A 26,853-nucleotide genomic window follows, 5' to 3' on the forward strand; every position below is an offset into this window, starting at 1 on the left:
AGCACCGCACGTCACGGGGACGACGAGTGGTCCGCGCAACAAGCAGGTCGAGGGGCAACACCATGACGATGGCCGGAGAATCCGCAGGGGTCGCGGCACACCGCCAACGCAGCCACGCGCAAGAACTGCGACGCCAGGCACACGACGCCGAACAACGCGCCGCCCGCTTCGAGATCGCCGAACGCGCCGAGAGCGAGACCGCCCGGCTCCTCGCCCCGCTCGCCGGCATCGGCTACCACCTCCTCGCCGACCGCCGCTGGCCGGGCAGCCGCACTGCCCAGGTGGACATGGTCGTCGTCGGCCGCGCCGGCGTCTTCATCGTCGACACGAAGGCCTGGCGAGAGGTCGCGGTCCACGGCGACCGCATCACCCGCGGCCAGCAGGACGTCACCGACGACATCGCCCGCCTCGCCGACCTCGCGTACATCACCGAGGCCGCCCTCGCGGACATCGGCCTCGCGCCCGGTGAGGTCCACGCCGTAGCAGCACTCGCCGGCCAGAAGCGCATGCACGCGCGCGTCGCCTCCGTCGACGTCATCGGCACGCACGACCTCGTCGGCCACATCACGAAGCGCGGCGCCCGGCTCTCCGCATCACGCGTCGACGAGGTCCTCGCCGCGATGCTCACCCGCTTCCCCGTGATCGGCGAGGACGCAGCGACACCGCCGCAGATCGTCGTCCCCGCAGCCGTCCTCCCCCGCGACCCCGCGCTGACGCCAGCGCCCGCGACGACGATCGCCACGCTCGACGACGAGCTCACGGACCAGCTCCTCGACGGTGTCCTCGAGGCACCCATCGAGGACTGGATGGCCTTCCTCGACCCCGCCCAGGCGAAGCTCGTCCGCTGCAGCTTCAACGGACCGGCGCGCATCCGCGGTGCCGCCGGCACCGGCAAGACCGTCGTCGGCCTCCACCGCGCCGCCTACCTCGCACGCTCGACCGGCGGCCGCGTCCTCTTCACCACCTACATCGGGACTCTGCCGAAGGTCCTCGAGTCGCTCCTCGAGCGCCTCGCGCCCGACATGGTCGGTCGCGTCGATTTCATGGGCGTCCACGCGTTCGCCACGCGCCTGCTCAAGGAACGCGGGATCGCGTTCCGCGTGCCCGGACGGGAGGCGCGACTCGCGTTCGACGACGCCTGGAACGCGATCCGCGCCTCCAGTCCACTGCGGTCCTCGCGTTTCTCGCGCTCCTACTGGGAGGACGAGATCAAGCACGTCATCAAGGGCCGCGGCCTGACGCGCTTCGAGCAGTACGCCGACCTGGCGCGCGTCGGGCGCAAGCACGCGCTGCCCGTGGAGACGCGGCAGGCGGTGTGGGACCTCTACGAGGCATACTCCCGCGGGCTGCGTGAGCGGCGCGCACACGACTGGGAGGACATCGTCCTGCTCGCGCGCGACGCGGTCGCGGCGGTGCCGCTCGAGCGGTACGACGCGGTGATCGTCGACGAGGCGCAGGACCTGTCGTGCGCGATGGTCTCGCTGATGCACCGCCTCGTCGGGGATCGCGCGGACGGGCTGACGCTCATCGGGGACGGCCAGCAGACGATCTACCCGGGCGGGTACACCCTCGGCGAGGTCGGCATCAGCCTGTCCGGCCGCGGTGTCGTGCTCGACGTGAACCACCGCAACACGGCCGAGATCCTCGAGTTCGCGAAAGAGATGTTGGCGGACGACCAGTTCGTCGACATCGAGGGTGTGGATGGTGTCGGTGACACGGTGTCGGCGATCTCGCGGTCGGGGCCGGGGCCGGCGTTCCACCGGTTCTCGAGCCGGGCCGAGCACGACCGCTCGATGGTCGAGCGGCTGAGCGAGGTCCTGCGGCTGATCGGGACGCGGCACGGCGACGTCGGGATCCTCACGGCGACGAACCGGCATGCGGACGACGTCCGGAGCGTGCTGCGCGAGGCAGGGATCCCGGTCATCATGCTCGACGAGTACTCGGGCAGGATCTCTGACGCCGTGCGGGTCGGCACCGTGAAGCGGGCGAAGGGGCTCGAGTTCAAGCAGGTGCTGCTGGCGCACGTCGACCGTCGGCTGCTGGATCCGGTGACGGGCGAGCCGTCCGAGGCGGATCGGGAGCGGCGGGAGCGCGGCCGGCGGGAGTTGTACGTGGGGATGACGCGGGCGCGGGACGGGCTGTGGGTCGGTGTGCGGAGTGGCGCACCGCGAAGCCGCTGAGCCGACTGCGAGCAGAAGAGCAGGCAACCTGAGCGCGACCGACATCTGATATTGTCCCGGGTGGAGGGGCAACATTGGGGAATCTCATCATCGACCTCGCAGCCATGGACGCAGCGAGCACGAGCATCAAGGGGATCAGCGCAGCGCTGGACGAAGCAACGGGAGCTGCTGAAGCCCGGGCGGACTTCGGGAGCGACGCGGTCGCAGCGGCTCACGACGAAACGTCCGCGTCACACGACCGATCTGTGCAGGCAATAGCGGAGATGACGGACACCATCGGCGAGTGGGTGCGTTCGGCAGCCGAGGAGTTCATGCGCCGCGACGCTGCCCTCGCGAGTGAAGCCGGATGACGGCCGATCCGACTCGTGGCGCTCCGGCATCGATCAGGGCCACCGCGCGGCACCACGAAGCACGGGCCCAGCTGCTCCGTGACGAGCAAACTCGACTGGAGCGGACAGCGGACGGCTTGCGTGCCAGTGAATGGTCTGGTTCGGCCAGACAGCGCTTCACGTCAGCGGCTGAAACGCTCGGACCGTCCTACGCACGGACGGCCGCTCTCATCGAGCACCTCGCGGAGACGCTCTCGCGCTACGCCGACGAGGTCGAGCGCATTCAGGACGAAGCTGCCCGAATCCGCTCCGCGCAGGACAGTGCTGCAAAGGAGAGGGATCAACTCGTCACGGACCGCTCTCGACTCACCGAGTCGGTCGATGCCGGGACGGACGTGGAAGCCGATCACGTCATGCTTCGCGGAGTCACTGAGGCACTGATGCAGCAAGACACCGTAGACGCTCAACTCTCCACACGTTGGGAAGAGCTCATCGCTGAGCGGACCCGCCTCGACGACGGAACGGCCGCGAAGCTGTCCGACGTCCAATCCGTCGGCATCGTCGCTGTACGAGCACGCTCAGTGGGGCGGATGTCGGACCGTCAGCTCCTGAGTTGGTTGAGCTCGTTGACCCCTGACCAGATAGTCGCGCTGCGCGGCGATCCCGCGATAGCTGACCGGCTTGATGCGGTATCGGATCCCGAGCTGATCGCTGACTGGTGGTCCTCAATGGGCGGTTCTCACGAGCGGGGAAGCAGCGACGGGCACTCTTCCGAGCAGGACGCCCTGATCGCGGCGTTCCCCGCCGTGATCGGCAATCTGAACGGCGTCGCTTACTGGGCGAGGGACCGGGCGAACCGCAAGCAACTCACGACGCTCATCGCGTCCGCGTCCGGCGTGGACCTCGCCGCGTACAAGAACATCCGCGCGTCGCTCGGCAAGTACAAGGGTGTCCAGCTGACCTCGCTCGTCCCACACCACCCTCCACTCGCCGCTGTTTCGATCGGTGATCTCGACAGGGCTCACGATGTCACCTACCTCGTCCCCGGGATGGACTCCGACACGAGGAACATGACGGTCGTGGAGCGAGCCGCCTACAACCTCCGGGTCCGCCAACAGGACTACGTCGGCGACGCAGCAGTCGTCGCGTGGATCAACTACGAGACCCCGACAACGAGGACGGTCCTGCACGGCGATCTCGCTCGGGCAGGCAGCGAACGACTCGGTCAAGACCTCGCGGGGTTCAATGCTGCCCGGGGCTCGACGAAGGGAACGCTGAACGTGGTCGGACACTCCTACGGGTCGACGACGTCCTCGCTCACGCTCGCTCACCGTGACTACGCGGTCGACTCGTACGTGACCGTTGGATCAGCAGGACTGGAACGCGAGATCAAGACTGCCAGCGACATCCACTCCGATCAGGTCTTCGCCGCACAGGCGCCGCGTTCGATCCCGGGCCTGCCGGGCGACAACTGGTCGTGGATCGGGCAGGCTTTCAGCATGACTCGTCGAGATCCAGCCAGCCCCGCGTTCGGCGCGACCTACTTGCCGACAGCCGGTCTCCCGCATGACCCGACCATGAACGGCGTGAATCGTCACGATCCGATCTGGAACAACGCGACCGATCACGCCGGCCAGTACGGGTACTTCGACAAGAACACCGAGTCGCTCGACAACATCGCCCGCGCGACCGCCGGGAAGCTCAACGACCGGTGAGCACACGCACCGCGACAGCGATCCTGGCCTTGGTGAGTACTTCGGTGCTACTGGCTGGATGTGCACAACAACCGAAAGGCAGCGAGATGGACGCCGAGCAGGCACGAGACGGCATGGTCAGCTTGGTCAAACAGACGATGAAGGCGGCCGGCGGCGATTGGACCGCGCTCTCGGACGGACCCGCATCGTCGGAGTGCTCGACGGGCAACGGAAGCTCAGGCGTCACGTTCTCGTGGGACCAGGAGCGGACCGGCGCTACGGATCCGGAGTCGCTCGTCCGTGCGGTTGCGAAGACGTGGAAGCAGCGCGACTACGACGTCACCATCAAGCAGGACACGATCGACGACGGTCGGCCGCTCTGGTCAGCCGTCACCACAGGTCAGGCGGTCGAATCCATCTCGGTCAATGCCAGCCCGCGACGCGTCTCGATCGAGGTCCAGTCGGCTTGCGGGACTGGCGACATCGCAGACTACGAATAATCGCCGGCGCCGACAGATGAGAGACGCGGCACCAACCGGCACCGCGCCTCCCGACCTTCACGCTCTCGTCAACTCACCACGTCAACACGAACCGCCCCCGCGTCCCCCCAGCCTCGAGCCGCTCATGCGCCTCCGCAGCCCGCAAGGCCGGCAGCACCTCCGCCACACGCGGCGTCACCGTCCCGCTCTCCACCGCGTGCCGCAGCTGCTCGAGCTTGTCGAACGACCGGTACTCCGAGAACACCATGACCTGCTCGAACCGGATGCCGCGAGCACCGTTCCCGCCCCACCCCCGCACGTCGAGGAACACTCCCCCGTCCCGCACGGCGTCCACCACCGCGTCCCGCTGCACCGCGGCATCGGCGAGCCCATCGACCCCGTCCGGCACGAGCGCTCGCACCGCGACCGCGAACGAGGACCCGCGCGCCACGATGTGCGTCGGACCGAGCGACCGGACCAGCGCTTCGTCGGCAGGAGCAGCGTCCGCGATGACGGTCAGCCCAGCGGCGACGGCCAGCTGCACCACGTAGTTGCCGAGCAGCCCGGCCGCCCCGGTCACCGCGAGCGTCTGCCCGGGAGCGAGCCCAGCCCTCGAGAGGATCTGCAACGCCGTCAGCCCGTTCATCGGCACGGTGGACGCGAGCGAGAGCGACGTCCCCCGAGGGATCCGCGTGAACGACCCGACCGGCGCGACGAGCTCCTCGACGTACGCACCACCGTGGGCGCTGAGCGGCAGCGCGATCGCCATGACCTCGTCGCCGACCTCCCACCCGGAGACGTCGGGCCCGACCTCGTCGATGACCCCGGCCGCGTCCATCCCCGGCACGTACGGCGGCGATGCCTGCGAACTGTCCCGCTCTCCGGCACGGACGCCGGTGTCAGTGGGGTTCACGGCGAACGCCTGCACCCGGATGCGCACCGACCCGGCGCCGGCGTGCGGCTCCGGGACCTCGTGGACGGCGAGGGCCTCGGGCCCTCCGAACTGTTCGACTCCGACGACCTTCACCCGTCCGGTCTACCGGACGTCGCCGATCCGCACTCAGCGAGCGGACCGGCGGCGGGGATCGGGACGCGCCAGCCGTCCGACGGGAGGCGCGGATCACCGCCGACCCGCGCCTCCTCGGCCGCGTCCGTCAGGGCGCCGCGTACGGGATACAGTCGCTCTCGACGATGAGCTGGTTGTCGGCCCTGATCCACGAGATAGTGGCGTCGGCGGGGTGGACGCTGAGCTCGAGGACGCCGTTTCGCTCGAAGAAGCTGGTGTGGTCGCTCTCCGCCTTCCACGCCGTTCGCAAGCGCTCCGCGGTGCTCGAACGGTCGACCTGATCCCCGAGCCGGATGCGCTCGTGGAAGGTCCGACAGGCATTGCCCGCGGTGCTCGTGCCGCTCGTAGACCAGGTGGCCGTCCGCACCGTGCTCGGCGCCACTTCGAGCAGCTGGAGCGCATCGTCGATGTACTCCTGCATCTCCTGACCCGCTTCTTCGGCCGATCCGGGCCCGAATCCGGCGTCGATGTCGTCGAGCTCGTCCAGCCGCTGCTGCTGCGCGTACCTTTCTGCATCGCGGGCGGACTGCGGGAGGATCTCGAACGACGGGACGATGACGAGCAGCACGACGGCGAGCAAGCCGACGCCCGCCACCACCGTCGCTCCCGATGCAGCCACCTCGAGGACTCGATCACGGAGCGCTCGGATCCCGGCGATGAGCGCTGGGACGGTGGCGAGCAGGCCGATCACGATCGCCACGATCTGTGGTCCGGCTGCGGCCCCGCCGTCCTTAGAACCCCAGGAAGAGCTGATTTGCACCAAGAACGACAGGAAGAGCGCGATCAGGACCCCGACCGGCGCGACGACGATCCCGAAGATCAGCCGGTTGCGCCGGAGCCGCAGGTCGTCAGCCGCCGCGCTCTGCCCAGCGGTGGACTCGGGGTCCCCGGCTGTCACCGGTAGTCATCCGGGTCGCCGAGGACGCAGCGCGAGTCCACGTTGACGTGTGCGGGGATCTTCATGGCATCTCGCCTCCCCCTCGTCATCGTCGCGCCCTCCGCGACGCACCCACCGGCAACATATCACGCCGGTTGTCGAACGCAATCAGGCTGCCGACGACCGGGGTCCGGACCCGGCCGACCCGCGCCTCCCGTCCGACGCACCATCCTCCGATCGGAGGATGCCGGACGACCGGCCCCGCCGATCCCCCGCGCCCCGCCGAGGGCCACGCTGGACTCATGCCCGAATCCCCCGCCATCGAGGTCCACCACCTCACGAAGCAGTACGCCACCGGCAAGCGCGCGGTGGCCGACGTGTCGTTCGACATCCCCCGCGGCGAGACCTTCGCCCTGCTCGGCCCGAACGGTGCCGGAAAGACCACGACGGTCGAGATCCTCGAGGGCTACCGCACCCGCACGGGCGGCGAGGTCCGGGTGCTCGGCCACGATCCGGCCCGCACGAGCCGCAGCCACAACGCACGCATCGGCATCGTCCTGCAGACCAGCGCGGAATCGCCGAACGTCACCGTGGCCGAGCAGCTCCGGCACTTCACGACGTTCTACCCGAGGCATCGCAGCGTCGAGGAACTCCTCAACGCGACGGGAATCGAGACGCAGCGCAACACCCGGATCAGCAGACTGAGCGGCGGTCAGCGGCGCCGCGTCGACGTCGCCCTCGGGATCATCGGGCGCCCCGAGGTCCTGTTCCTCGACGAGCCGACCACGGGCTTCGACCCGGAGGCCCGCCGGCAGTTCTGGGACCTCATCGACGAGGTGAAGCGCGAGGGCACGACGATCCTCCTCACCACGCACTACCTCGACGAGGCCGCGCACCTCGCGGACCGCGCGGCGGTGATCGCGGACGGGACCCTGCTCGACATCGCCCCGATCGACGAGATCGGCGGCGCCGAGGCCCGGACGCCCCGAGTGCGCTGGCGCGACGATGCGGGCCAGGGACACGACGAACGCACCAGCGACCCGGCAGGTCTGGTCAGGAGCACGACATCGCCCATGCACGACCTGGAAGTCATCCGCCCGTCCCTCGAGGACGTCTACCTCGGAATGGTCGGCCACCGATGAGCACCGCGACGACAGCCAACACGACCGACAAGGCCAACACGATGACCACCACGAACCCCGTCAGCATCGGCGCCGCCCGCATCGGCTACGAGCTCCGCTCGTACTTCCGCGCGCCCGACGCCGTCTTCTTCAGCTTCCTCTTCCCGATCGTCATGCTCGCGCTGTTCTCCGTGGCGTTCAGCAGCGCGCCCGACATCCAGGCCGGCCCGAACGTCAGCGTGGACTACGCCACGTACTACCTGCCGGGCCTCGTCGCGACGGGCATCCTGCTCTCGGGCACCCAGTCCCTCGGCGTCGACATCGCCGGTGAGCGGAGCGACGGCACGCTGAAGCGCCTGGGCGGCACCCCGCTGCCGGTGGTGAGCTACTTCATCGGCAAGATCGGCATGGTGCTGGTCACCACGATCGTGCAGACGGGCCTGCTGCTGGCGATCGCGAGCCTGGTGTTCGGCGTGGACCTCCCGACGGACGGTAGTGCGTGGGCACGCTTCGCCGGCATCATGCTCCTCGGCGTCGCGACGAGCTGCGTGCTCGGCATCGCGATCTCGGCACTCCCCCGCGAGGGCCGCCGCGCCACCGCCACGATCGTCCCCATCGTCCTCGTCCTCCAGTTCATCTCCGGTGTGTACCTGCCCTTCACCCAGCTCCCCGACTGGCTGCAGAACGTCGCGTCCGTCTTCCCCCTGCGGTGGATGGCGTCCGGTATGCGGTCGGTCTTCCTGCCCGACGCGTTCGCGTCGGCCGAGCCGGGAGGCGCGTGGCACCTCGGCCTCGGAGCCCTCGTCCTGGCAGCATGGCTGGTCGTGGGCGCGGTGGCCTGCCTGCTGACGTTCCGGTGGAACCGCAAGGACGCGTGATGTCCCCTGTGGAGAACTCCCGAGGAGCCGCCGGAGGGTGGGATGCTGGGGCGATGGACCGCATCACCGCGCACCGGAACTGGGGGCTCCACGTGGCGTTCGGCGTCACGGTCGCCCTCGTCGCGGTGATCGCCGTGCTCGGGTGGTCGCCGTGGTCCGTCCGGTGGCCGGCGTTCGCGATGCTCGGCGTGCTGGCGGTCGCGTGCTGGGCGTTCGGGTGGCGCGGCTACGAGGACCGCCGTGCGGCCGCCGGCTTCGTCCCGCTGCTGGTCCTCGCCGCGCTGGTCCTGCCCGCAGTCGTGCCGAGCACCGCGTTCATCCAGTGCATCCTCTTCCCGGTGGCGTGGTGCCAGCTCGACCGCGTCCGCACCTCGGTGGCGGTGTCCGTGGCGATCGGCGTCGCCGCGGGCATCGGCCTGCAGATCGCCAGCGGTCCGAGCGGCCTCGTGAGCACGGTCCTCATCGAAGGGGTGAGCATCGCGGGTGCCTGCGCGCTCGGCCTCTGGACCACGCGCATCGCCGAGCTCTCCGACGAACGACGCCGACTCATCGACGAGCTCCGCGCGACGCAGGACTCCCTGGCCGAGGCAAACCGCGCCGCCGGCGTGACGAGCGAACGCGAACGTCTCGCCCGCGAACTGCACGACACCGTCGCCCAGAACCTCGCGGGCATCGTGATGCTCACCGAGCGCGCCCGGAGGGACCTGGCCAACGATCGCGGCCCCGACCTCGAGGAACGGCTCACCGTCCTCGAGGAGTCGGCGCGTGCAGCGCTCGAGGACTCCCGGGCTCTCATCGCCGCCGGGGTCGCCGGTGCCACGACCGGGAGCCTCGCCGGGTCGCTGCACCGTCTCGCCGAGCGCTTCACCCGCGAGACGGGCACGCCCGTGACCGTCGACGCGACCGACGGCCCGCTCGACCGTGACGCCCAGGTCGTGCTCCTCCGGGTCGTCCAGGAGTCCCTCGCGAACGTCCGCGCGCACGCCGGCGCGGACTCCGTCCGCGTCGTCCTCAGCCACTCACCCGAGCGGGTCGGGGTCCGCGTGACCGACGACGGAGTCGGGTTCGACGCCGGCGCTCCACTCGCCGGCCACGGGCTCCGAGGACTCCACGAGCGGCTGGCACTCTCCGGCGGCACCTGCACCATCACGAGCACCCCGGGCAGTGGCACCGTCGTCGAAGCGACCCTGCCGACCGGACCCGAGCCGCGCCTCCCGGGTGCTGTTCGTGACCCTGTGGCGCAGGTGACCCGGTGATCCGGGTCGTGGTCGCCGACGACCACCCGATCGTCCGTTCGGGCATCGTCGCGCTCCTGCAGGACGCCGACGACGTCGAGGTCGTCGGCCAGGCCAGCGACGGTCGCGCGGCAGTGACGGTCGCGCTGTCCGAACGCCCCGACGTCGTGCTGATGGACCTCCGGATGCCCGAGCTCGACGGCGACGCGGCGACCGCCCAGATCCTCGCGGCCGAACCGAGCGTCCGCGTCCTGATCCTTACGACGTACGAGTCCGACGACCAGATCCTCGCCGCCATCGAGGCCGGCGCCACCGGCTACCTGCTCAAGGCCGCCCCGGAGTCCGAGATCCTCGCCGGGGTGCGGGCGACCGCGCGCGGCGAGACTGCGCTCGCGCCCTCGGCTGCCGCAGCCCTCGTCCGTCGGGCCACCGGCTCGGCGACCGCGGCTGTCGGCCCCGCGCTGACACCGCGCGAACTCGACGTCCTGCGCCTCGTCGCCCAGGGCGGGTCGAACCCGGCCATCGGCCGCGCCCTGTTCCTCAGCGAGGCCACGGTGAAGACGCACCTCGGCCACGTCTTCGAGAAGCTCGGCGTGAACGACCGCACTCGTGCCGTCACCCGCGCGATGGAGCTCCGCCTCCTCCCCTGACCGTTCTGGTTCACGATCCCTGAGGATCCCGAACCAGAACGGTCACAGCGCGGGCACGAACGGCGGTGCGCCGCCCGGTGGAATGGTCCACTGACGGAACGGGAGGCACGGTGCTTGCCCGCACCGCGCCTCCCGTCCGCTGTCGCGCGCACCGCTGCCATCGGCACGCGCCCGCTCAGGCCCCCGCGTCCGACTCCTGCATCCGGACGCGGAACACCCGCGCTGTGGGGGTCGCCCCGCCGTTCGCGACCTCGAGCGACGCCGAAGCGGCATCCCACATCGCCGACCACGATCCGAGCACCGTCGGGAACAGCGGCTCGACGACCACCGCCTGACCCGCGAACCCCGGCAGTGGCAACGACACCGCCGCCGACGCACCGGGCAGCGACCACACCGACAGGTACAGGTCCCCCGCGGCAGCGCGCAGCCCGAGTGCGACCCAGGTGTCCTCCCATGCCGGGAGTCCGAGCGGCCAGGACGGCAGCGCCGTCGACACGTGCTCCAGGACGTCGCGGTGCGCCCGGACGGCATCATCGACGATCGACAGCTGCGCCGACGACATCTCGTTCAGGTACCCGGACAGGTACATCCGGCCGAGCACGCCGTTGACGAGCGACAAGGTGAACAGGTCGTCGGACATCGTCGGTGCCGGGTAGGCCCAGTTGCCGGCCTGCTCGGGGAGCATCGCGGCGGGTGCCGCGGCGGCGATCGTGGCGGACAGCACCGGGTCCTGTTGGTCCGAGGTGGACTGCATGTGCAGCCGGGACAGCATGGCGAAGTCGGCACGCATCGCTCCCGAGGCGCAGTTCTCGATGAGCAACTGCGGGTACCGGGCCTGCACGTCGTCGAGCCAGGCGAGCAGCGCCCGCTGGTGCTCGAGCATCCCGGGGAACGGCCCCGTCATCGTGTTGTGGTCCATCTTGAAGAAGCTGACGCCGAGCGAACCGACGAGCCGGTCGACGACCGCGTCGAGGTGCGCCCGCGCAGCCGGTGAGCGCAGGTCGAGCAGGTGCCGCCCGTGCTCCGCGACCCGCACGCCGTGGTGGTGCACGAATGCCGACGACGGCAGCGAGGTGGCCAACGGCGAGTGGATCCCGATCACCTCGGGTTCCAGCCAGAGCCCGGCCCGCATGCCCCGCGCCCGGATGTGGTCGATCACGAACCCGAGGCCGCCCGGGAACCGCGAGGCCGCCGGCTCCCACGCCCCGACCGTGTCCCACCAGTGCCCCTCGGCGTACCAGCCGGCGTCGATGCAGAACAGGTCCGCCCCGGCGTCGGCGGCCGCGTCGATCAACGGCAGCAGCTTCTCGGTCGTCGGGTCGCCCATGAGCGTGTTCATGTAGTCGTTGAACACCAGGGGCAGCGAACGGTCCGCCTCCCGCAGCATGCGACGCGCCCGTCGCTGCCGGGTGAGCACCGCGAAGGCATCGTCGATCGACGCAGCGATCCCGACGGAAACCGGCACCGAGGTGAACGGCTGCCCAGGCGCGACGACCGCGGTCCACTGGTGCTCCTGGTCGGTCGGGCCGCTCAGCAGCAGGTACGCGTGCCGCCGGGTCTCACCGAGCTCGTAGAGCCACGGCCCGTTGTGCTCGACCTGCCAGACGAGGGCGTACGGCACGGCCGCAGTGCCAGCACCGACGCCGGTGCCAGCGCCGGACGCGGACGCCGTCAGCACGCCGATCGGCAGCGCTTCGCCGGTCGACCACGCGCCGCGGTTCTGCACGACGGCGCGGCTGCGGGGCGGGTGGTGCTGCGCATCGCGGTCGATGCGCGCGAGGCCGATCTCCCGCAGCGGGTCGGTCCGCCAACGACTCTCCGCCGCCCAGTCATCGTCGGCGTGCGACAACGCGAACTCGTCGACGCTGCGGCCCGAGTCCGTCAGCCACGCCCCCGTCGCGAACGACGACACGAGGTCGACGACGTGCTCACCCTCGGTGGAGGACACCTCCGTCCAGGTCTGGAACGCCGGGACGCCGTCGCGTGCACGGAACACCGAGACTGCCTGGAGGCGCGTGGCCGCGTCCTCCTGCACGATCCGCAACCACAGGTCGGTCCCGTCCACCGCGCCGACCGCGTCCGCGGGCACGCGTGTCGGCGCGTCGTCGTGCGAGCGGTACCGCAGCCGCGCTCCGATCGTTGAGTCCACGTGCCGGAATCCGCCGGGGAACCGGCCGTGGCCGATGGTGGTGAGCTCGACGAGCGGTTGCGCGTCCTCCGGTCCGTCGGCGAGCTCACTCCCGGCCGGGACGAACGACACGAGTGACACCGGCGCGTCCGGGCCGGTCCGGAAGCGCGCACGGAACCCCGCGGTCTCCCAGTCGACGTGGTCGCCGGTCACCGCACGCCGGCCGGTGCCGGGTCGCTCGACACCCACGCACCGATGCCGTGGTCGTAGCAGGTGGTGTTGTCGATCGAGGAGCGGTCGAGCGCCGGTCCCGAGGTCAGCCGACGGTCGGTGCGTTCGGGGTCGGGCGCGGCCTCGGCCAGCAGCCGGGTGTAGTCGTGCTGCGGGTTCAGGATGACGGCGTCCGAGGGTCCCCGTTCGACGACCCGACCGCGGTAGAGCACCAGGATCTCGTCCGAGAAGTGCCGCGCGGTCGCGAGGTCGTGCGTGATGTACAGCACGGCGAGGTGGTCCTCGCGTTGCAGGCGCCCCATGAGGTTGAGCACGCTGAGCCGGATCGACACGTCGAGCATCGACACGGGCTCGTCGGCGATGAGCACCTGCGCGCCGGGTGCGAGCGCTCGGGCGATCGCGACGCGCTGCCGCTGCCCGCCGGAGAGCTCGTGCGGGCGGCGGGACGCGAAGTCCTCGTCGAGGTTCACACGGCTGAGGAGTTCGCGGACGCGCTCCGCGGTCTCCTCGGCGCCGCGGGCACGGTGGTGGAGCTGCAGCGGGCGTGCGATGTGGTGCTCGATCGAGTGGAAGGGGTTGAGCGACGCGAACGGGTCCTGGAAGACCATCTGCACGTGTCGGCGGTAGAGGCTGCCGACGACGGGGGTGCCGTCCTCGAGCCGGACGTCGATCGTGCCGCGCGTGGTGCTCTCGAGCTTCGCGAGCATCCGGGCGATCGTCGACTTACCGGAACCGGACTCCCCGACGAGGGCGACGGTCCGTCCGGGCAGCAGCTCGAAGGACACGTCGTCGACGGCGCGGAGGGTGGTGCGGCGCAGGCCCTTCCGGGTGTGGAAGTCCTTGCCGAGGTGGCTGACGGTCACGCTGGTCATCGGACGACCTCCTGGGTGTCGAGGTCCGAGCCGTCGATGCTCGCCCCGGTGCGGATGAAGTCGCCGCGAGCGCCGGACAGGCTCGGGAACGACTGCAGCAGCCGCCGGGTGTAGGGGTGCTGCGGGTCGTGCTGGATGGTGTCGGCGGTCGCGCACTCGACGACCTCGCCGCGGAGCATGATGGCGATCCGGTCACTGATCTCGAGCAGCAGCGGCAGGTCGTGCGTGATGAACACGACCGCGAAGCCGAGTTCGTCGCGCAGCCGGACGATCTCGCGGAGGATCTCCCGCTGCACGACGACGTCGAGCGCGGTGGTCGGCTCGTCCATGATCATGACCTGCGGCTCGAGCAGCATCGCCATCGCGATCATCACGCGCTGCCGCATACCGCCCGAGAGTTCGTGCGGGTACGCCGTGATGCGGGACGGGTCGACCCCGACGCGTCGGAGCGCGTCCTCGGCGATCGCCCGACGCTCCCTGCGTGGCATGCCGCGGCGGTGCTCGACGAGCGCGTCGTCGAGCTGTGCCCGGATCGTGGTGACCGGGTTGAGGGCGTTCATCGCGCCCTGGAACACCATCGACAGCTTCGACCAGCGGACCGCGCGGAGTCGCTCGTCGTCGAGGCCGAGCAGGTCGACGTCGCTGCCGTCGCGGTCGTGGAAGGTAATGCTCCCCGAGGTGACCTTCGCCGGCGGCTTGTGCAGCCGGGTGATGGCGTAGGCGAGCGTCGTCTTGCCGCAGCCGGACTCCCCGGCGAGCCCGAGGATCTCCCCCGGGGCGAGCGTCAGCGAGACGTCCTTGACGGCGTGCACCGGGTGCTCGGTCTCGTAGACGACGTCGAGGTGGTCGATGGTGAGGACGGCGTCGCGGCTCATCGGGCGACCCCCTTCGTGTCGGTGGTGTCGGCGAGGCGAGCCGCGCCTCCAGAACGGGCCGCACGACGCGCACGGCGTTCGCGCCGTCGCTGCGCCCGCACGTTCGCGAGTCGCGGGTTGATGACCTCGTCGATCGAGAAGTTGACGAGCGACAGGCCCATGCCGAGCAGCGCGATGAGGAGCCCCGGTGGGACGAACCACCACCAGGCGCCCTGGGCGAGCGCGAAGCCGTTCTGCGCGTAGAACAGCATCGTGCCGAGCGTCGACGAGTTCGAGGCGCCGAGGCCGAGGAAGGACAGTCCGGCCTCGCCGAGGATCGCGGCGATGACGGCGAACACGAACTGCGACGCGAGCACCGGCAGCAGGTTCGGCAGGATCTCGACCGCGATGACGCGCCACGGTCGTTCCCCGGCCACCCGCGCGGCCGAGACGTAGTCGCGGTTCCGGATCGACAGCGTCTGCGCGCGGAGGACCCGGGCGGACCCGGCCCACGACGTGATCGCGAGGACGATGGCGATGGTCCAGAGCCCGCGGGCCTCCTGCGGGACGAGGCCCGAGATGACGATGACGAGCGGCAGGCCCGGGATCACGAGGAACACGTTCGAGAAGAGCGAGAACGCCTCGTCCATGATCCCGCCGAGGTAGGCGCCGAGGATCCCGAAGAACGCCGACAGCGCGGTCGCGAGCAGGCCGACGATCAGGCCGATCTGCAGGCTCCCCCTGGTGGCGAAGGCGAGCTGCGCGAGGACGTCCTGCCCGGTCTGCGTCGTCCCGAGCAGGTTGTCGACACTCGGCGGCTGCATGCCCGAGTCGCGGATGGCATTCGGGTCACCGACGAGCGACGGGCCGATCAGCCCGAACAGGGCGACGCCGACGATGAGCACGATGCCCGTGACGAGCCACGGCGTCAGCGTGGGGAGGAACCGGCGGATGCCGCCCTTCGGCCGGCCACGACGAGCGGTCGCGATGCTCCGGGCGGAACCGGCCTCGGCCTCCTCGGTGAGGGCACCGATGGTGGGTTCGGTCTCCTGTTGGATGTTGGTCATGGTCGTGTCCTCCTAGCTCCGGGCCCGGGTGCGCGGGTCGATGAGCCCGTAGAGCAGGTCGACGACGAGGTTCGCGCCGAGGACCGCCAGGGTGATGAACAGGAAAATGCCCTGCATGAGCGCGTAGTCGTTGTTCGTCACCGCGGACAGGAGCTTCGACCCGATGCCGGGGTACGAGAACACCTGCTCGGTGACGACGGACCCGGACACGATGAACCCGAGGGAGATCGCGAACCCGGCGACCGACGGCAGCACGGCGTTGCGGGCCGCGTAGTTGCGGAGGATCTTGCCGTGCGGCAGGCCCTTCGCGAGCGCCGTGGTGATGTAGTCCTCGGACAGCGTGGACACCATCATGTTGCGCATCCCGAGCAACCAGCCGCCGAGCGAGGCGAGCACGATCGTCGCGGCGGGCAGCACGCCGTACTTGAGCGCCGACATGAGGAACTCGCCGTTGAACCCCGGTGTGAGGACGACGTCGTAGCCGCCCTGGGCCGGGAACAGGTGCAGTCCGGTCGCGAAGAAGTACACGAGGATCAGCGCGAGCCAGAAGTACGGCACCGCGGCGAGCAGGGTGGTGGCCGGCACGAACGAGTCGAGCCAGGTGCCCGGTCGCCACCCGACGAAGGCGCCGAGGGCGACCCCGATGACGGCGGCGAGCACGGTGGCGATGCCGACGAGGGCGATCGTCCACGGCAGGGAGCTCCCGATGACCTCGGTCACGGGTGCCGGGAAGTAGCTCACCGACACCCCGAGGTCGCCGCGGAACACGTTGCCGAGGTACTGGCCGTACTGGGCGATGAGCGGTTCCGAGGAGTTGCCACCGAGGAGCAGCTCGTACGCCTGCCGGGTCGCCGGGGTCACCTGCCCGCCGCGCTGCTGGAGCTTGGCGAGCAGGATGTCCACCGGGTTGCCGGGCAGGAGCCTGGGGATGATGAAGTTCAGCGTCAGCGCCGCCCAGAGGGCCACGATGTAGAAGCCGATCTTGCGCAGGAAGTAGTGCATACGAGTGCTCCTCGGTCGCCGTCCCCGCCTCAGCCCTTGGCGGGCTTGAGCGCCTTGAAGATCTCGGCGTTGTCCGGGCTCGCCCAGACCGCCGGGAAGGCGTACAGGTCGTCCTTCGTCGGCCAGCCGGTGAACTTCGACGCGTGGAACTCGCTCGTCGTGCCGCCGGTCATGATCGGGATGTACGGCATGTCCTCGACGACGTGCTGCTGGATGACGTCGAGTTCGGGCTGCGTCGCCGCGGTGTCGTCGGGGTTGATCGTCGCGAGCTTCTGCAGCGCGGCGTCGACCTCGGGGTTGCTGTAGCGGGCGATGTTCATCGGGGCCGCTTCGCCGACCTTCGCGGTGTTCGCGGTCGAGAAGTAGTTGTTGTAGAGGTAGTACGGGTTCGCCGTCGGGCCCTGGCCGAGCGAGTCGATCGCGAGCTGGTAGGTGCCCTTCGTCTTCTTGTCGGTCCACTCGTTCCACGACGACTGCTGCGCCTTGAGCTCGATGCCGGCTGCCTTGAGCTGCTGCGTCATCGTGTCGATCGCGGTGATGTAGTCGGTCCAGCCGGTGACGACCTCGACGGTCAGGGACAGCTTCTTGCCGTCCTTCGCGTAGATGCCGTCGGCACCCTTCTTCCACCCGTCGCCCTCGAGCGTCGAGGCCGCCTGGGCGGTGTCGGCCCCGGACGGCATGACGGCCGGCGAGACGTCCTTCGAGATCATGTCCTCCTGCGTGGTCGTCAGGGCGAAGGTCGGCGAGATCCCGCTGGCGGTGTTCGAGAACGCCAGGGAGTTCAGCTGCTTGCGGTTGATCGCGTCGGCGATGGCGTGCCGCACGGCCGGGTCGGTCTGCGGGCCCGAGCAGCCGAGCGCGGTCGACGAGCAGGTCAGCAGGGCCATCTGGTTCTGGCCGACGGTGATCCCGTCGTAGCCCGGGTAGTGGCCGGAGATGTCGTCCATGTTCGGCACCGGGCCGGTCTGCCAGTCGATCGACCCCTGCGACAGGGCGTCGGCGCCGGCGGTGTTGCCCGAGAGCGACAGGTAGCGGATCGTCTTCACGGCCGGGGCGCCGCCCCAGTAGTCCTTGTTCGCCTCGAGGGTGAACGCCTGCGCCTTGAAGGTGCCGAGCGTGTACGGGCCGGTCCCGACGGGCTCGCGCACGACGTCGGTGGTCGGGTCGATGTCCTTCCAGAGGTGCTCCGGCACGATCCAGGTCTTGCCGAGCAGGTTCGGGCCGAGCACGAACGACGGCTTGTCGAACGACACGACGACGGTGGAGTCGCCCTCGGCCTTCGCGGTGCCGTCGTACCCGATGGAGTTGAGTGCCTTGTACTTCTTGAGCATGTCGAGCGTGAAGACGACGTCCTTCGCGGTGAACGGCTTGCCGTCGCTCCACGTCGCGCCGTCGCGGAGGGTGATGCGCAGCTGGGTGCCGTCGGTGTTCCACTCGTAGGACTTGCCGAGCAGTGGCTTCGGGTCCTTCGTGTTCACGTTCGTGATGAAGAAGAGGCTCTCGTAGATCGTCCCGACGCCGCCGATGTTCGACGGGGACCACGGGTTGTAGTTGATCTGGTAATCGCCGGACTGTCCGGTGTACGCGATCAGGGTCGAGGCGGAGTCGGACGACGCCGCGGTCCCGCTCGAGCTGCAGCCGGTGAGGGCGAGACCGGCGGTGGTGAGGATGGCCGCGGCCGCGATGGCGAGCCGACGTGAACGGTTTGGTGTTGACATCGTTGTCCTCTCGGTCTGCTCCGTCGCAGGCCTGGTCGTTGTGACCGCGATTGTTACACGGCTAAACTAACCCGGTCAAGAGCTTGACCCCCGACGTGAGGAGGCGCGATGGAGCGCACGACCCTGGACGGACACTGGACCCTCGAGGCGGTGGCCGGCCCACCCGAGGCCGACGCCCACCGCGACCCCGTGGCGGCGGTCGTGCCCGGCTGCGTGCACACCGACCTGCTCCGGGCCGGCAGGATCCCGGACCCCTTCGACGGTGACGGCGAGGCCGCGACGCAGTGGATCGGCGACACCGTGTGGCGGTACCGGCGGACGTTCGAGTGGGCCGGCCCCGGCGACCAAGCCACCCCCACCGCGCCCGGTGCCGGCGCGTCCGCCATTCCGGTCCGCCACGACCTCGTCGCCGACGGGCTCGACACCCTGGCCACCGTCGAGCTCAACGGCATCGTCGTCGGCACCACCGCGAACCAGCACCGTTCGTACCGCTTCCCCGTCGGGCATCTGCTGCGCCCCGGCACGAACGAACTGGTCGTCACGTTCGACGCTCCGGTTCCCGCTGCGGTCCGCATCTCGGAGCTGCACGGCGGTGAACTCCCCCACGTCAACCACCACCCGTACAACGCGCTCCGCAAGAACGCGTCGAACTTCGGCTGGGACTGGGGTGTCGACGTGGCGACGAGCGGCATCTGGAAGTCGATCGGCATCGAGTCCTGGAGCGGCGTCCGCATCGCGGCCGTCCGCCCCCTCGTCGACGTCGACGGCACGACGGGTGTCCTGACCGCGCACGTGGACGTCGAGTTCGCCGGCTCCTCCGGCGCCTTCGCGCAGGCCATCGGCAGCGCGCCGGTCGCGTCCACGGGTGGTGACGCGGGCGCCGGACTGGAGGCTCGGATCACCCTGGCCCCGCACCACGCGTCCGCAGCGCACCCCGGTTCCGACACCGCGCCTCCCGTCCCCGACGACGCGCGCACCGCCGGCCGGATCGTGGGCGCGCGCCCCGTCGCGACCGGCCCGGACCGCACGACCGGCTCCGCCGTCGTGCGGCTCGAGGTCCCCGACGTCGCCGTCTGGTGGCCGCGGGGCAGCGGCGACCAGCCGCTCTACGACGTCCGCGTCGAGGTCGGCGACGACGTCTGGACCGGTCGAGTGGGGTTCCGGACGGTCACCCTCGACACCGCGGCCGACGCGGGTGGAGCGCCGTTCCTCCTGCGCGTGAACGACCGGCCCGTCATCGTCCGGGGCGCCAACTGGATCCCGGACCACGCGTACCTGACCGAGATGACGCCGGAGCGGTACGCCGAGCGGATCGACGACGCGGTCGAGGCGAACGTCAACCTCCTCCGCATCTGGGGCGGCGGGATCTACGAGTCGGACGAGCTGTACGACCGCTGCGACGAGCTCGGTGTCCTCGTCTGGCAGGACTTCCTGTTCGCCTGTGCGGCCTACGCCGAGGAGCCCTGGCTCGCCGACGAGGTCGAGCCCGAGGTCCGCGAGGCCGTCACGCGCCTCAGTCCCCATCCCTCACTCGTGGTGTGGAACGGCAACAACGAGAACCTCGTCGCCTACGCCGAGTGGGGGTGGCGACCCTCGCTCGTCGGGCGCACCTGGGGCAACGGCTACTACCGGTCGCTGCTGCCGGAGATCGTCGCGGAGCTCGACCCGACGCGGCCGTACACGCCGGGCAGTCCGTTCTCGTTCGACGAGTACCTGCAGCCGAACGACGACCGCAACGGCAGCGTGCACATCTGGGACGTCTGGAACGCGAAGGACTACACCGCCTACGCCGACTGGAAGCCGCGGTTCGTCGCCGAGTTCGGGTTCCAGGGCCCGCCGGCGTGGTCGACCCTGACCGCCGTGGTGCACGACGAGCCACTCGACCCGGACGGGCACGAGATGCTCGTCCACCAGAAGGCGCACGAGGGCAACCGGAAGCTCGCCGACGGTATGCGCGGGCACCTGCCCGAACCGCGGACCATCGAGGACTGGCACTGGGCCGCGCAGCTCAACCAGGCGCACGCGATCCGGTTCGGCATGGAGTGCTTCCGCTCGAACACGCCAGACAACACCGGCATGGTGGTCTGGCAGCTGAACGACGACTGGCCGGTGGTGTCGTGGGCGCTCGTCGACCACGCCGGACACCGGAAGCCGGTCTGGTACGCCGTGCGCGAGGCCTACCGGCCCGTGCTCGCGACCGTGCAGGCGACGCCGGTTCCGGAACCCCACCCGTGGGCGCCGGCCGTCGAGGTCGCCGCCGCTGCCGCCGCACGGGCCGCCGCCGGGCTCGACGTCGTGATCGTGAACGCCAGCGGTGCGACGGTGACCGACGAGATCGTCATCGAGCGCCGCTCGTTCGACGGCACCGTGCTCGCCGCCACCACGGCGACGGTCTCGGTCGACCCCGCGGACGCGGTCCGCATCACCTTGCCCGCCGACGTCGCCGAGCCGCAGGACCCCGCGGCCGAGGTGCTCGTGGTCTCCGGCTCCGCGTCCGGGCACCGCGTGCACGACTTCGCCGAGGTCGTCGACCAGCGGCTGGATCGTCGGCCGTTCACGGTGTCGGCCACGGCGACGGGGGACGGCGCCCGGGTCGAGGTGACGGCAACGGGGTACGTGCGCGACCTCGCACTGTTCCCGGACCGGCTCGACGCCGGGGCGCGGGTCGACCAGGGGCTGGTGTCGCTGCTGCCCGGCGAGGTCGCCGTGTTCGAGGTCACCCGTGCGGCGGGCATCGACCCCGACGCGTTGACCGGGCCGTTCTTGCTCCGACACGCGGGCGACCTGCTGCACTGAGACGCCAGCGCCCGACACCCGCGCTGCGGGTGCCGGGCGCCCTCCACACCTGGGTCGGGTCAGTCGATCGTCTGCACCTCGAGCACGAGCGCGGTGCCCGGTGCCAAGGCGATCATCCGCACCCCCACGTCCTCGAGCACGGCGCCGGACAGTTCGACGCTCCCCCGCTCGATCCACGGCGTCCGGGTCACGTCGGACCCCTTCGGCACGCGGAGCCCGGTCACCGGTGCGACGCGGTACCGGCGCTCCCGGTCGAGTCCCCGTACACGGAGCGGCACGGCCAACGACCTCGGGCCCGTCACGGTCCGGGCGACCCGCACGAGCGCACGGGAGTGGTCGGTCGCGACGACCATCGTGGTGTCCAGCCCAGGGTCGCCGAGGTCGACGTGGTGCACCCGCCCGGAGTGCAGCAGCCCGCGCTCACGCTTGTAGAGGGCGGTCCACTCGCGGAGCCGGTCGAGTTCCGCCGGGCTGCAGCGGGTGACATCGGTCTCGATGCCGGCGCTGCCGAACAGCGACACCGCCATCCGGAAGTCCAGGTCGAGGTGCCGCCCGGTGGTGTGCGACACCTCGGGGCCGACGTGGGACCCGATCAGCTCGAGCGGCAGCAACAGCTCCGTCCAGCGCTGGATCGGCAGCCGTTCCATCGCGTCGTTCGAGTCCGAGGGCCACACCCGGTCGGTCCGCTCGAGGACGCCGAGGTCCACCCGGGCGCCTCCGGACGCGCACGCCTCGATCTCCAGCCACGGGTGGCGGCGTCGGAGCTCGTCCATCACCGCGTAGGCACCCCGCGTGTGGGCGTCGAGCCCGACCCGTCCGGCGTGCACGGTCTGCACGACGTCGCGGTTCTGGTCCCACTTCACGAAGTCGACGTGCAGGTCCTCGATGATCGCCGACATCCGGTCGAGCAGGTGGTCGCGGACGTCCGCTCGTGCCAGGTCGAGCACGTACTCGTGACGCCAGGTGCGCGTGTGCTCGGGGACCTGCAGGAACCACTCCGGGTGCTCACGCGCGAGTTCGGACTCCAGGCTCACGGTCTCCGGCTCGAACCACAGGCCGAAGTCCATGCCGAGCGCTCGGACCCCGGCGACGAGCGGGCCGAGTCCGTCCGGCCAGACGTCGGCGTCGACGGTCCAGTCGCCGAGCGCGGTGGTGTCCGAGCGACGCCCGGTGAACCAGCCGTCGTCCAGGACGAACCGTTCGACGCCGACGTCCGCGGCCACCCGTGCCAGGGCGAGCAGGGGTTCGAGCTCCTGCCGGTAGTAGACGGCCTCCCACGTGTTGAGCACCACGGGACGCGGGGTCCTCGGGTGCCCGGGGCGGGCGCGGAGCGAGTCGTGCAGCCGCGCGGACACCCCGTCGAGCCCGGCGTCGCTCCACACGAAGACCGTGTCGGGGGCGGTGAAGGTCTCGCCGGTCCGCAGGACGATCTCGCCCGCGCGCAGGAGTTCCCCGGCGCCGAGCAGCGGTCGGGCCTCGGGGAGCTGGTCGTACCGGTGCACGGAATCGGCGCTCCACGCGGGGTGCACCGCCCAGACTTCGCCGGTCGCGTCGTCGAAGCCACCGGTCCCGAGCACCGTGAGGGTCGGGGCGTCGTGCCCGGTCCGCCCGCGTCGGCTCTCCCGCACGTGCACGCCGTCGGTCATCGCCCGACGCTGCGGGGTCCGTTCGCGGATCCACCGCCCGCCGAGGTCGAGCACTTCGGCAGCGCGCTCTCCCACGGGCAGCACCGCCTCGAGTGCCTGCAACTCGACGTCGTCGGTCCCGCGGTTCGTCAGGGCGTGCCGGACGCGGAGCACACCGGCGTCGTCGAGCGTGAGCACGGTGCGCAGGGCGGCCTCGTCGGACTGCGCGCCGATCGTCACCGTCCGGCCGTCCTGCTCGACGACGACGTCACGCCACACGGGCACGAGGGGTCGACCCGCCACCTGTCCGGACACGGCGGGGCGGCCCTCCCAGCCGTCGTGTTCGGTGGGCAGCACGGTCAGTGGCCACGGGGCGTCGACGGCGCTTGGCGAGACCGCACGAGCCAGTGCCAGCACGAGGTCCTCGGCATCCGCTGGCGGCACGTCGCCGACGTCACGGCCCCAGTGCAGCACCTCGGGTAGTCCGTCGGCCCGGGTCGCGAGGACGACGCTCACGCCCGCCGCGCGGAGCACGTGCACGCGCACGGCGGTCGCCGGCAGCGCCACGGGGTCGTCGCGGTCCAGGACGGTCATGCGGTCGCCTCCTCGAGGAGCACGCGGACGCCGCCGGCCGGCACGACCGTCTCGGGTCCGTGCGCGGACCCGTCGAGCAGGTCGGTCCCGCCGGCCGACAGGGTGACGTCACGACTGGTGTGGTTCAGCAGGAACAGGATGCCGGCACCGTCTTGCCGGACGCGACGGACAGCCTCCAGGCCGGGAGGCGCGGTGACGGTCCGCGCGATCGCTCGCTCCTCGACGATCCGGTCCACGATCCGCTGCACGCCGTCCGCGTTGAGCATCGCCGAGACGTACCAGGCGCCACCACCGACGGGTCGACGCGTCACCGCGGGACGGCCCGCGAGCGGGCCGTCGACGTGCCGGAGCACGACGTCGGCATCCTCGACGACGAGGTCCTCGGCCCAGTCGGTGACGACCGTGCCGTCGTCGAGCAGGACACGGTCGTCGCGCTGCAGCGGGGTGAACTCCTCCGCCCAGACCCCGAGCACCTCGCGGAACGCGCCCGGGTAGCCGCCGGTGCGGACCCGGGCGGTCTCGTCGACGAGCCCGGAGGCGTACGTGACGAGCAGGGTCGCGCCCCGGTCGACCACGGCGCTGATCCGCGCTGCGGCCTCGTCGTCGACCACGAACAGCGTCGGGAGGACGACGACGTCGTACTCGGACAGGTCGGCGTCGATCGGCACCACGTCGGTGAGCACCTGCTGACGCCAGAAGGCGGTGTGCCACGCGCGGAGCTCGTGGCCGTAGCGGAGCCCGCGGTGCGGCTTGAGACCGGCCTGCAACGCCCACCCGGACGCCTCGTCGACCACGATCGCCACCCGTGCTGCCTCGACCGGTGACCCCTGTACCGACCCGATCGCGCGGAGTGCCCGGCCGAGTCCGCAGACCTCGCGCCACACCCGACTCCGTGTGCCGGCGTGCGGGACCATCGCGGAGTGGAACTGCTCGGCTCCCGCCGTCGAGGCGCGCCACTGGAAGAACAGGGCGCCGTCCGATCCGCGGGCCACGTGGGCGAGCGCGTTGCGGAGGATCTCGCCGGGCTCCTTCGCCCGGTTCCGCTGCTGCCAGCTCGGGCCGCCGGTCGAGTGCTCCATGAGCAGCCACGGGGTGCGGCCGCGGGCGATGCCGCGCATCCGGTCGGCGGACGCGGCGAGGTCCTCGGCCCGGTCGGGGTCGTCGACGAGCGTGTAGTGGTCGTTGGCGGGGATCGCGACGTGGTTCGCCCACTCGGCGTAGTCGACGACCTGCGAGCCGGCGCCGACCATGAAGTTCGTGGTGATCGGCACCTCGGAGTGCTGCTCGATCACGGCGCGCTCGGCTTCGAAGTGTGCCAGCAGCGCGTCCGACGAGTACCGCTCGAAGTCGAGTGCGAGGCCCGGGTTCGGCGCGCCGCCCACGCCGCGCGGTGGGGAAACCTCGTCGAACGACGTGTAGGTGTGTCCCCAGAAGGTGGTGCCCCACGCGTCGTTCGCAGCGTCGACGTCGGTGTACCGCTCCCGGAGCCAGCGCCGGAAGTCCGCCGCCGACACCTCGCAGTAGCACCGGGCGTTGCCACCACCGAGTTCGTTGCTCACGTGCCAGAGGCGCACCGCCGGGTGCTTCCCGTACCGCTCGGCGAGGGCATCGGCGATGCGGAGCGCGTACTCGCGGAACACCGGCGAGGCCGGGCACCAGCCGAGTCGGCCGCCGGGACGCTCTCGGCGTTCGGTGGCGTCCACTGGCAGGATCTCGGGGTGTGCCGTCAGCAGCCAGTTCGGCGGGGCCGCGGTCGGAGTCGCCAGGTCCACCGCGATCCCGTTGTCGTGCAGCAGGTTGAGGACGTCGTCGAGCCACTCCCAGGTGTACTCCCCCGGCGACCGCTCCAACAGACCCCACGAGAAGACCCCGACCGTGACGAGGTTCACACCGGCCTCGCGCATGAGTCGGACGTCCTCGTCCCACACCGAGCGGGGCCACTGCTCGGGGCTGTAGTCACCACCGAACGACAGGTCATCGGTGGGCCAGGGCACGGCACGAGCAGGGGTCACGACATCTCCTTCGACGAGTGGACCGGACCAGCATCCCGTTCACCCAAGGCGTTTGTCAACCCGAGTAACTAAGTCAGAATCGGAGGAGTCTCCGGACGGCGAGGACCGCGGCAGCGCGCGCCCACTCGGAGAACTCGAACGGCTGCACGACCACGGTCACGGCGGGCTCGTAGGGGCGGAGCCCGTGCGCGAACGCCGCGTCCACCTCGGCCCGTGCGAGGTCGTACACGGGCAGGCCGTCGCCGGTCAGCACGATGGACTCCGGGTCCACCAGCGTCACGACGGTCGACAAGAGCACGCCGAGGGCTGTGCCGGCGTCGCGGAGGGCCTGGAGTGCCTGCTCGTCCCCCGCGCGTGCCAGGTCGACCACCGCGTCGTACCCGGCGTCCTCGTGACCGGCGTTCCGCGCCACGATGGAGCTCGGCAGGTAGCTCGACACACAACCCGCATGCCCGACGCCGCAGTCCGGGCCGCCGCCGTACACCGGCAGGTGTCCAACCCGACCGAACCTGCCGTGCGCGCCCTCCGACACCTCGCCGTTCGACACGAGTCCGAACCCGACACCGGCCCCGACCGTGACGAGCGCCATCGAGCCGACACCCGCGCCGGCGCCGGCGCCGATCCAGTGCTCCTTCGCGGTGAGCGCGTCGACGTCGTTCGCCACGAAGGTCACGAGCCCCGTCCGACGCTCGAGCATGTCCGACAGCGGAACGTCGCGCCACCCGAGGAACTGCGACACCTCCACCACTGTCACCCCGTCACGCGTGACCACGTCGCCGGGCACGGAGACGCCGAGCGCACAGATCGCCGGCGACGCCCCGCGGAGCCGATCGACGACCTCGCCGACCTGGCGGACGAGCGCGTCCGGCGACGCATCGCGCAGCAGCTCTTCGTGGAGGGCGAGCACCCGTCCTGCCAGGTCCGTGACCGCGGCGTACAGGCGGTCCTGCGTGAGCTTCACCCCCACGAACTCCCACACACCTTCGCTCGTTCGGAGCAGCTCCGACGGGCGGCCAGTGGCGCCACGCACGCCGGTACCGACCTCGATCACGAACCCGTGCTCCTGGAGCGTCCGCACGGCCCGCGTGAGGCTCGCCCGCGAGAGACCGAGCGACCGAGCGATCTCCGCCCGCGAGAGCACACCGTGCACGAGGATCTCGCGCAGCGCCGACCTCGTCGCGTCCGTCAACACCGGCCACGTCGGGCCCTGGTCGATTGACGCGCGATCGAGTTGCTCGGTCATCGGTCCCCTTCGTTCGTCGGCCGATCATAACGCCCCGGTGAACGCAGAAAACCCCTGACCAGTACTGGTCAGGGGTTCCCTGGTGTTACCAACGTTGAGTCCGGCGGCGTCCTACTCTCCCACAAGGTCCCCCTTGCAGTACCATCGGCGCTGAGAGGCTTAGCTTCCGGGTTCGGAATGTGACCGGGCGTTTCCCTCTCGC

General features: G+C 70.7%; 20 protein-coding genes and 1 rRNA gene. 9 read left to right on the plus strand and 12 right to left on the minus strand.

Annotated features, from left to right (window positions below; all coding sequences use genetic code 11):
- The first annotated feature begins 62 nt into the window (after nucleotides 1–62).
- From ACNQOV_RS10770 to ACNQOV_RS10785, 4 genes are all read left to right on the plus strand, one after another.
- Nucleotides 63–2,180, plus strand: a complete 2,118-nt coding sequence (locus tag ACNQOV_RS10770; RefSeq protein ID WP_416394491.1) for a UvrD-helicase domain-containing protein — start codon at nucleotides 63–65, stop codon at nucleotides 2,178–2,180.
- A 74-nt stretch (nucleotides 2,181–2,254) separates the two neighbouring features.
- Nucleotides 2,255–2,530, plus strand: coding sequence for a hypothetical protein (locus ACNQOV_RS10775; RefSeq protein WP_416394492.1), 276 nt, complete (start codon nucleotides 2,255–2,257; stop codon nucleotides 2,528–2,530).
- Complete coding sequence (locus tag ACNQOV_RS10780) at nucleotides 2,527–4,224, plus strand: alpha/beta hydrolase (RefSeq protein ID WP_416394493.1); 1,698 nt, start codon at nucleotides 2,527–2,529, stop codon at nucleotides 4,222–4,224. Before ACNQOV_RS10775 ends, ACNQOV_RS10780 begins: the two co-directional genes overlap by 4 nt.
- 86 nt (nucleotides 4,225–4,310) lie before the next feature.
- Nucleotides 4,311–4,703, plus strand: a complete 393-nt coding sequence (locus ACNQOV_RS10785; RefSeq protein ID WP_416394494.1) for a hypothetical protein — start codon at nucleotides 4,311–4,313, stop codon at nucleotides 4,701–4,703.
- A 73-nt stretch (nucleotides 4,704–4,776) separates the two neighbouring features.
- On the opposite strand, the gene ACNQOV_RS10790 is transcribed toward ACNQOV_RS10785, so the two are convergent.
- Nucleotides 4,777–5,709 carry an NADP-dependent oxidoreductase gene (locus ACNQOV_RS10790; protein WP_416394495.1) on the minus strand — a complete coding sequence of 311 codons (933 nt, stop codon included), beginning with the start codon at nucleotides 5,707–5,709 and terminating at the stop codon, nucleotides 4,777–4,779.
- Nucleotides 5,710–5,836: 127 nt separating this feature from the next.
- Nucleotides 5,837–6,646, minus strand: coding sequence for a hypothetical protein (locus ACNQOV_RS10795; RefSeq protein ID WP_416394496.1), 810 nt, complete (start codon nucleotides 6,644–6,646; stop codon nucleotides 5,837–5,839).
- A 281-nt stretch (nucleotides 6,647–6,927) separates the two neighbouring features.
- Between ACNQOV_RS10795 and ACNQOV_RS10800 the strand changes: the two genes are divergently transcribed.
- From ACNQOV_RS10800 to ACNQOV_RS10815, 4 genes are read left to right on the plus strand one after another with little or no spacing between them, the layout of a single operon-like run.
- Complete coding sequence (locus tag ACNQOV_RS10800; protein ID WP_416394497.1) at nucleotides 6,928–7,767, plus strand: ABC transporter ATP-binding protein; 840 nt, start codon at nucleotides 6,928–6,930, stop codon at nucleotides 7,765–7,767.
- A gap of 41 nt (nucleotides 7,768–7,808) precedes the next feature.
- Nucleotides 7,809–8,624, plus strand: coding sequence for an ABC transporter permease (locus tag ACNQOV_RS10805; protein WP_416394511.1), 816 nt, complete (start codon nucleotides 7,809–7,811; stop codon nucleotides 8,622–8,624).
- A gap of 53 nt (nucleotides 8,625–8,677) precedes the next feature.
- On the plus strand, nucleotides 8,678–9,880 hold the full coding sequence (locus ACNQOV_RS10810; RefSeq protein ID WP_416394498.1) for a sensor histidine kinase: 1,203 nt from the start codon (nucleotides 8,678–8,680) through the stop codon (nucleotides 9,878–9,880).
- Nucleotides 9,877–10,509 (plus strand): response regulator transcription factor, encoded by a 633-nt coding sequence (locus ACNQOV_RS10815; RefSeq protein WP_416394499.1) that lies wholly within the window; start codon nucleotides 9,877–9,879, stop codon nucleotides 10,507–10,509. The genes ACNQOV_RS10810 and ACNQOV_RS10815 overlap by 4 nt, the downstream gene beginning before the upstream one ends.
- A gap of 175 nt (nucleotides 10,510–10,684) precedes the next feature.
- Here the strand turns inward: ACNQOV_RS10815 and ACNQOV_RS10820 are convergent, their stop codons facing one another.
- The 6 genes from ACNQOV_RS10820 to ACNQOV_RS10845 are packed head-to-tail and all read right to left on the minus strand — an operon-like array spanning nucleotide 10,685 to nucleotide 18,381.
- Complete coding sequence (locus ACNQOV_RS10820) at nucleotides 10,685–12,886, minus strand: glycoside hydrolase family 36 protein (RefSeq protein ID WP_416394500.1); 2,202 nt, start codon at nucleotides 12,884–12,886, stop codon at nucleotides 10,685–10,687.
- Nucleotides 12,847–13,740 carry an ABC transporter ATP-binding protein gene (locus ACNQOV_RS10825; protein WP_416394501.1) on the minus strand — a complete coding sequence of 298 codons (894 nt, stop codon included), beginning with the start codon at nucleotides 13,738–13,740 and terminating at the stop codon, nucleotides 12,847–12,849. The genes ACNQOV_RS10820 and ACNQOV_RS10825 overlap by 40 nt, the downstream gene beginning before the upstream one ends.
- Entirely contained in the window at nucleotides 13,737–14,615 is an 879-nt protein-coding gene (locus tag ACNQOV_RS10830; RefSeq protein ID WP_416394502.1) for an ABC transporter ATP-binding protein, read from the minus strand. The genes ACNQOV_RS10825 and ACNQOV_RS10830 overlap by 4 nt, the downstream gene beginning before the upstream one ends.
- On the minus strand, nucleotides 14,612–15,661 hold the full coding sequence (locus ACNQOV_RS10835; protein ID WP_416394503.1) for an ABC transporter permease: 1,050 nt from the start codon (nucleotides 15,659–15,661) through the stop codon (nucleotides 14,612–14,614). The genes ACNQOV_RS10830 and ACNQOV_RS10835 overlap by 4 nt, the downstream gene beginning before the upstream one ends.
- A gap of 12 nt (nucleotides 15,662–15,673) precedes the next feature.
- Entirely contained in the window at nucleotides 15,674–16,663 is a 990-nt protein-coding gene (locus ACNQOV_RS10840; protein WP_416394504.1) for an ABC transporter permease, read from the minus strand.
- 29 nt (nucleotides 16,664–16,692) lie between these two features.
- Nucleotides 16,693–18,381 (minus strand): ABC transporter substrate-binding protein, encoded by a 1,689-nt coding sequence (locus ACNQOV_RS10845; RefSeq protein WP_416394505.1) that lies wholly within the window; start codon nucleotides 18,379–18,381, stop codon nucleotides 16,693–16,695.
- Between the two features lie 108 nt (nucleotides 18,382–18,489).
- On the opposite strand from ACNQOV_RS10845, the gene ACNQOV_RS10850 reads away from it, so the two are divergent.
- Nucleotides 18,490–21,177 carry a glycoside hydrolase family 2 protein gene (locus ACNQOV_RS10850; protein WP_416394506.1) on the plus strand — a complete coding sequence of 896 codons (2,688 nt, stop codon included), beginning with the start codon at nucleotides 18,490–18,492 and terminating at the stop codon, nucleotides 21,175–21,177.
- 59 nt (nucleotides 21,178–21,236) lie between these two features.
- Here the strand turns inward: ACNQOV_RS10850 and ACNQOV_RS10855 are convergent, their stop codons facing one another.
- From ACNQOV_RS10855 to rrf, 4 genes are all read right to left on the minus strand, one after another.
- Entirely contained in the window at nucleotides 21,237–23,396 is a 2,160-nt protein-coding gene (locus ACNQOV_RS10855; RefSeq protein WP_416394507.1) for an alpha-galactosidase, read from the minus strand.
- Nucleotides 23,393–25,408: a beta-galactosidase gene (locus tag ACNQOV_RS10860; RefSeq protein WP_416394508.1), complete on the minus strand. Its 2,016-nt coding sequence runs from the start codon at nucleotides 25,406–25,408 to the stop codon at nucleotides 23,393–23,395. The genes ACNQOV_RS10855 and ACNQOV_RS10860 overlap by 4 nt, the downstream gene beginning before the upstream one ends.
- A 73-nt stretch (nucleotides 25,409–25,481) precedes the next feature.
- Nucleotides 25,482–26,651, minus strand: a complete 1,170-nt coding sequence (locus tag ACNQOV_RS10865) for an ROK family transcriptional regulator (RefSeq protein ID WP_416394509.1) — start codon at nucleotides 26,649–26,651, stop codon at nucleotides 25,482–25,484.
- A gap of 98 nt (nucleotides 26,652–26,749) precedes the next feature.
- A 5S ribosomal RNA gene (gene rrf, locus ACNQOV_RS10870) occupies nucleotides 26,750–26,853 on the minus strand; the annotation flags it as partial.

It is taken from the genome of Curtobacterium sp. LFS084, from assembly GCF_047977705.1.
GTDB lineage: Bacteria > Actinomycetota > Actinomycetes > Actinomycetales > Microbacteriaceae > Curtobacterium.

Excerpts from the sequence above, each read along its gene's own strand:
- ACNQOV_RS10855 (WP_416394507.1), bottom strand. The coding sequence starts at position 23,396 with ATGACCGTCCTGGACCGCGACGACCCCGTGGCGCTGCCGGCGACCGCC.
- ACNQOV_RS10780 (WP_416394493.1), top strand. The coding sequence starts at position 2,527 with ATGACGGCCGATCCGACTCGTGGCGCTCCGGCATCGATCAGGGCCACC.
- ACNQOV_RS10805 (WP_416394511.1), top strand. The coding sequence starts at position 7,809 with ATGACCACCACGAACCCCGTCAGCATCGGCGCCGCCCGCATCGGCTAC.
- ACNQOV_RS10825 (WP_416394501.1), bottom strand. The coding sequence starts at position 13,740 with ATGACCAGCGTGACCGTCAGCCACCTCGGCAAGGACTTCCACACCCGG.
- ACNQOV_RS10810 (WP_416394498.1), top strand. The coding sequence starts at position 8,678 with ATGGACCGCATCACCGCGCACCGGAACTGGGGGCTCCACGTGGCGTTC.
- ACNQOV_RS10800 (WP_416394497.1), top strand. The coding sequence starts at position 6,928 with ATGCCCGAATCCCCCGCCATCGAGGTCCACCACCTCACGAAGCAGTAC.
- ACNQOV_RS10840 (WP_416394504.1), bottom strand. The coding sequence starts at position 16,663 with ATGCACTACTTCCTGCGCAAGATCGGCTTCTACATCGTGGCCCTCTGG.
- ACNQOV_RS10835 (WP_416394503.1), bottom strand. The coding sequence starts at position 15,661 with ATGACCAACATCCAACAGGAGACCGAACCCACCATCGGTGCCCTCACC.
- ACNQOV_RS10830 (WP_416394502.1), bottom strand. The coding sequence starts at position 14,615 with ATGAGCCGCGACGCCGTCCTCACCATCGACCACCTCGACGTCGTCTAC.
- ACNQOV_RS10865 (WP_416394509.1), bottom strand. The coding sequence starts at position 26,651 with ATGACCGAGCAACTCGATCGCGCGTCAATCGACCAGGGCCCGACGTGG.
- ACNQOV_RS10785 (WP_416394494.1), top strand. The coding sequence starts at position 4,311 with ATGGACGCCGAGCAGGCACGAGACGGCATGGTCAGCTTGGTCAAACAG.
- ACNQOV_RS10850 (WP_416394506.1), top strand. The coding sequence starts at position 18,490 with ATGGAGCGCACGACCCTGGACGGACACTGGACCCTCGAGGCGGTGGCC.
- ACNQOV_RS10770 (WP_416394491.1), top strand. The coding sequence starts at position 63 with ATGACGATGGCCGGAGAATCCGCAGGGGTCGCGGCACACCGCCAACGC.
- ACNQOV_RS10845 (WP_416394505.1), bottom strand. The coding sequence starts at position 18,381 with ATGTCAACACCAAACCGTTCACGTCGGCTCGCCATCGCGGCCGCGGCC.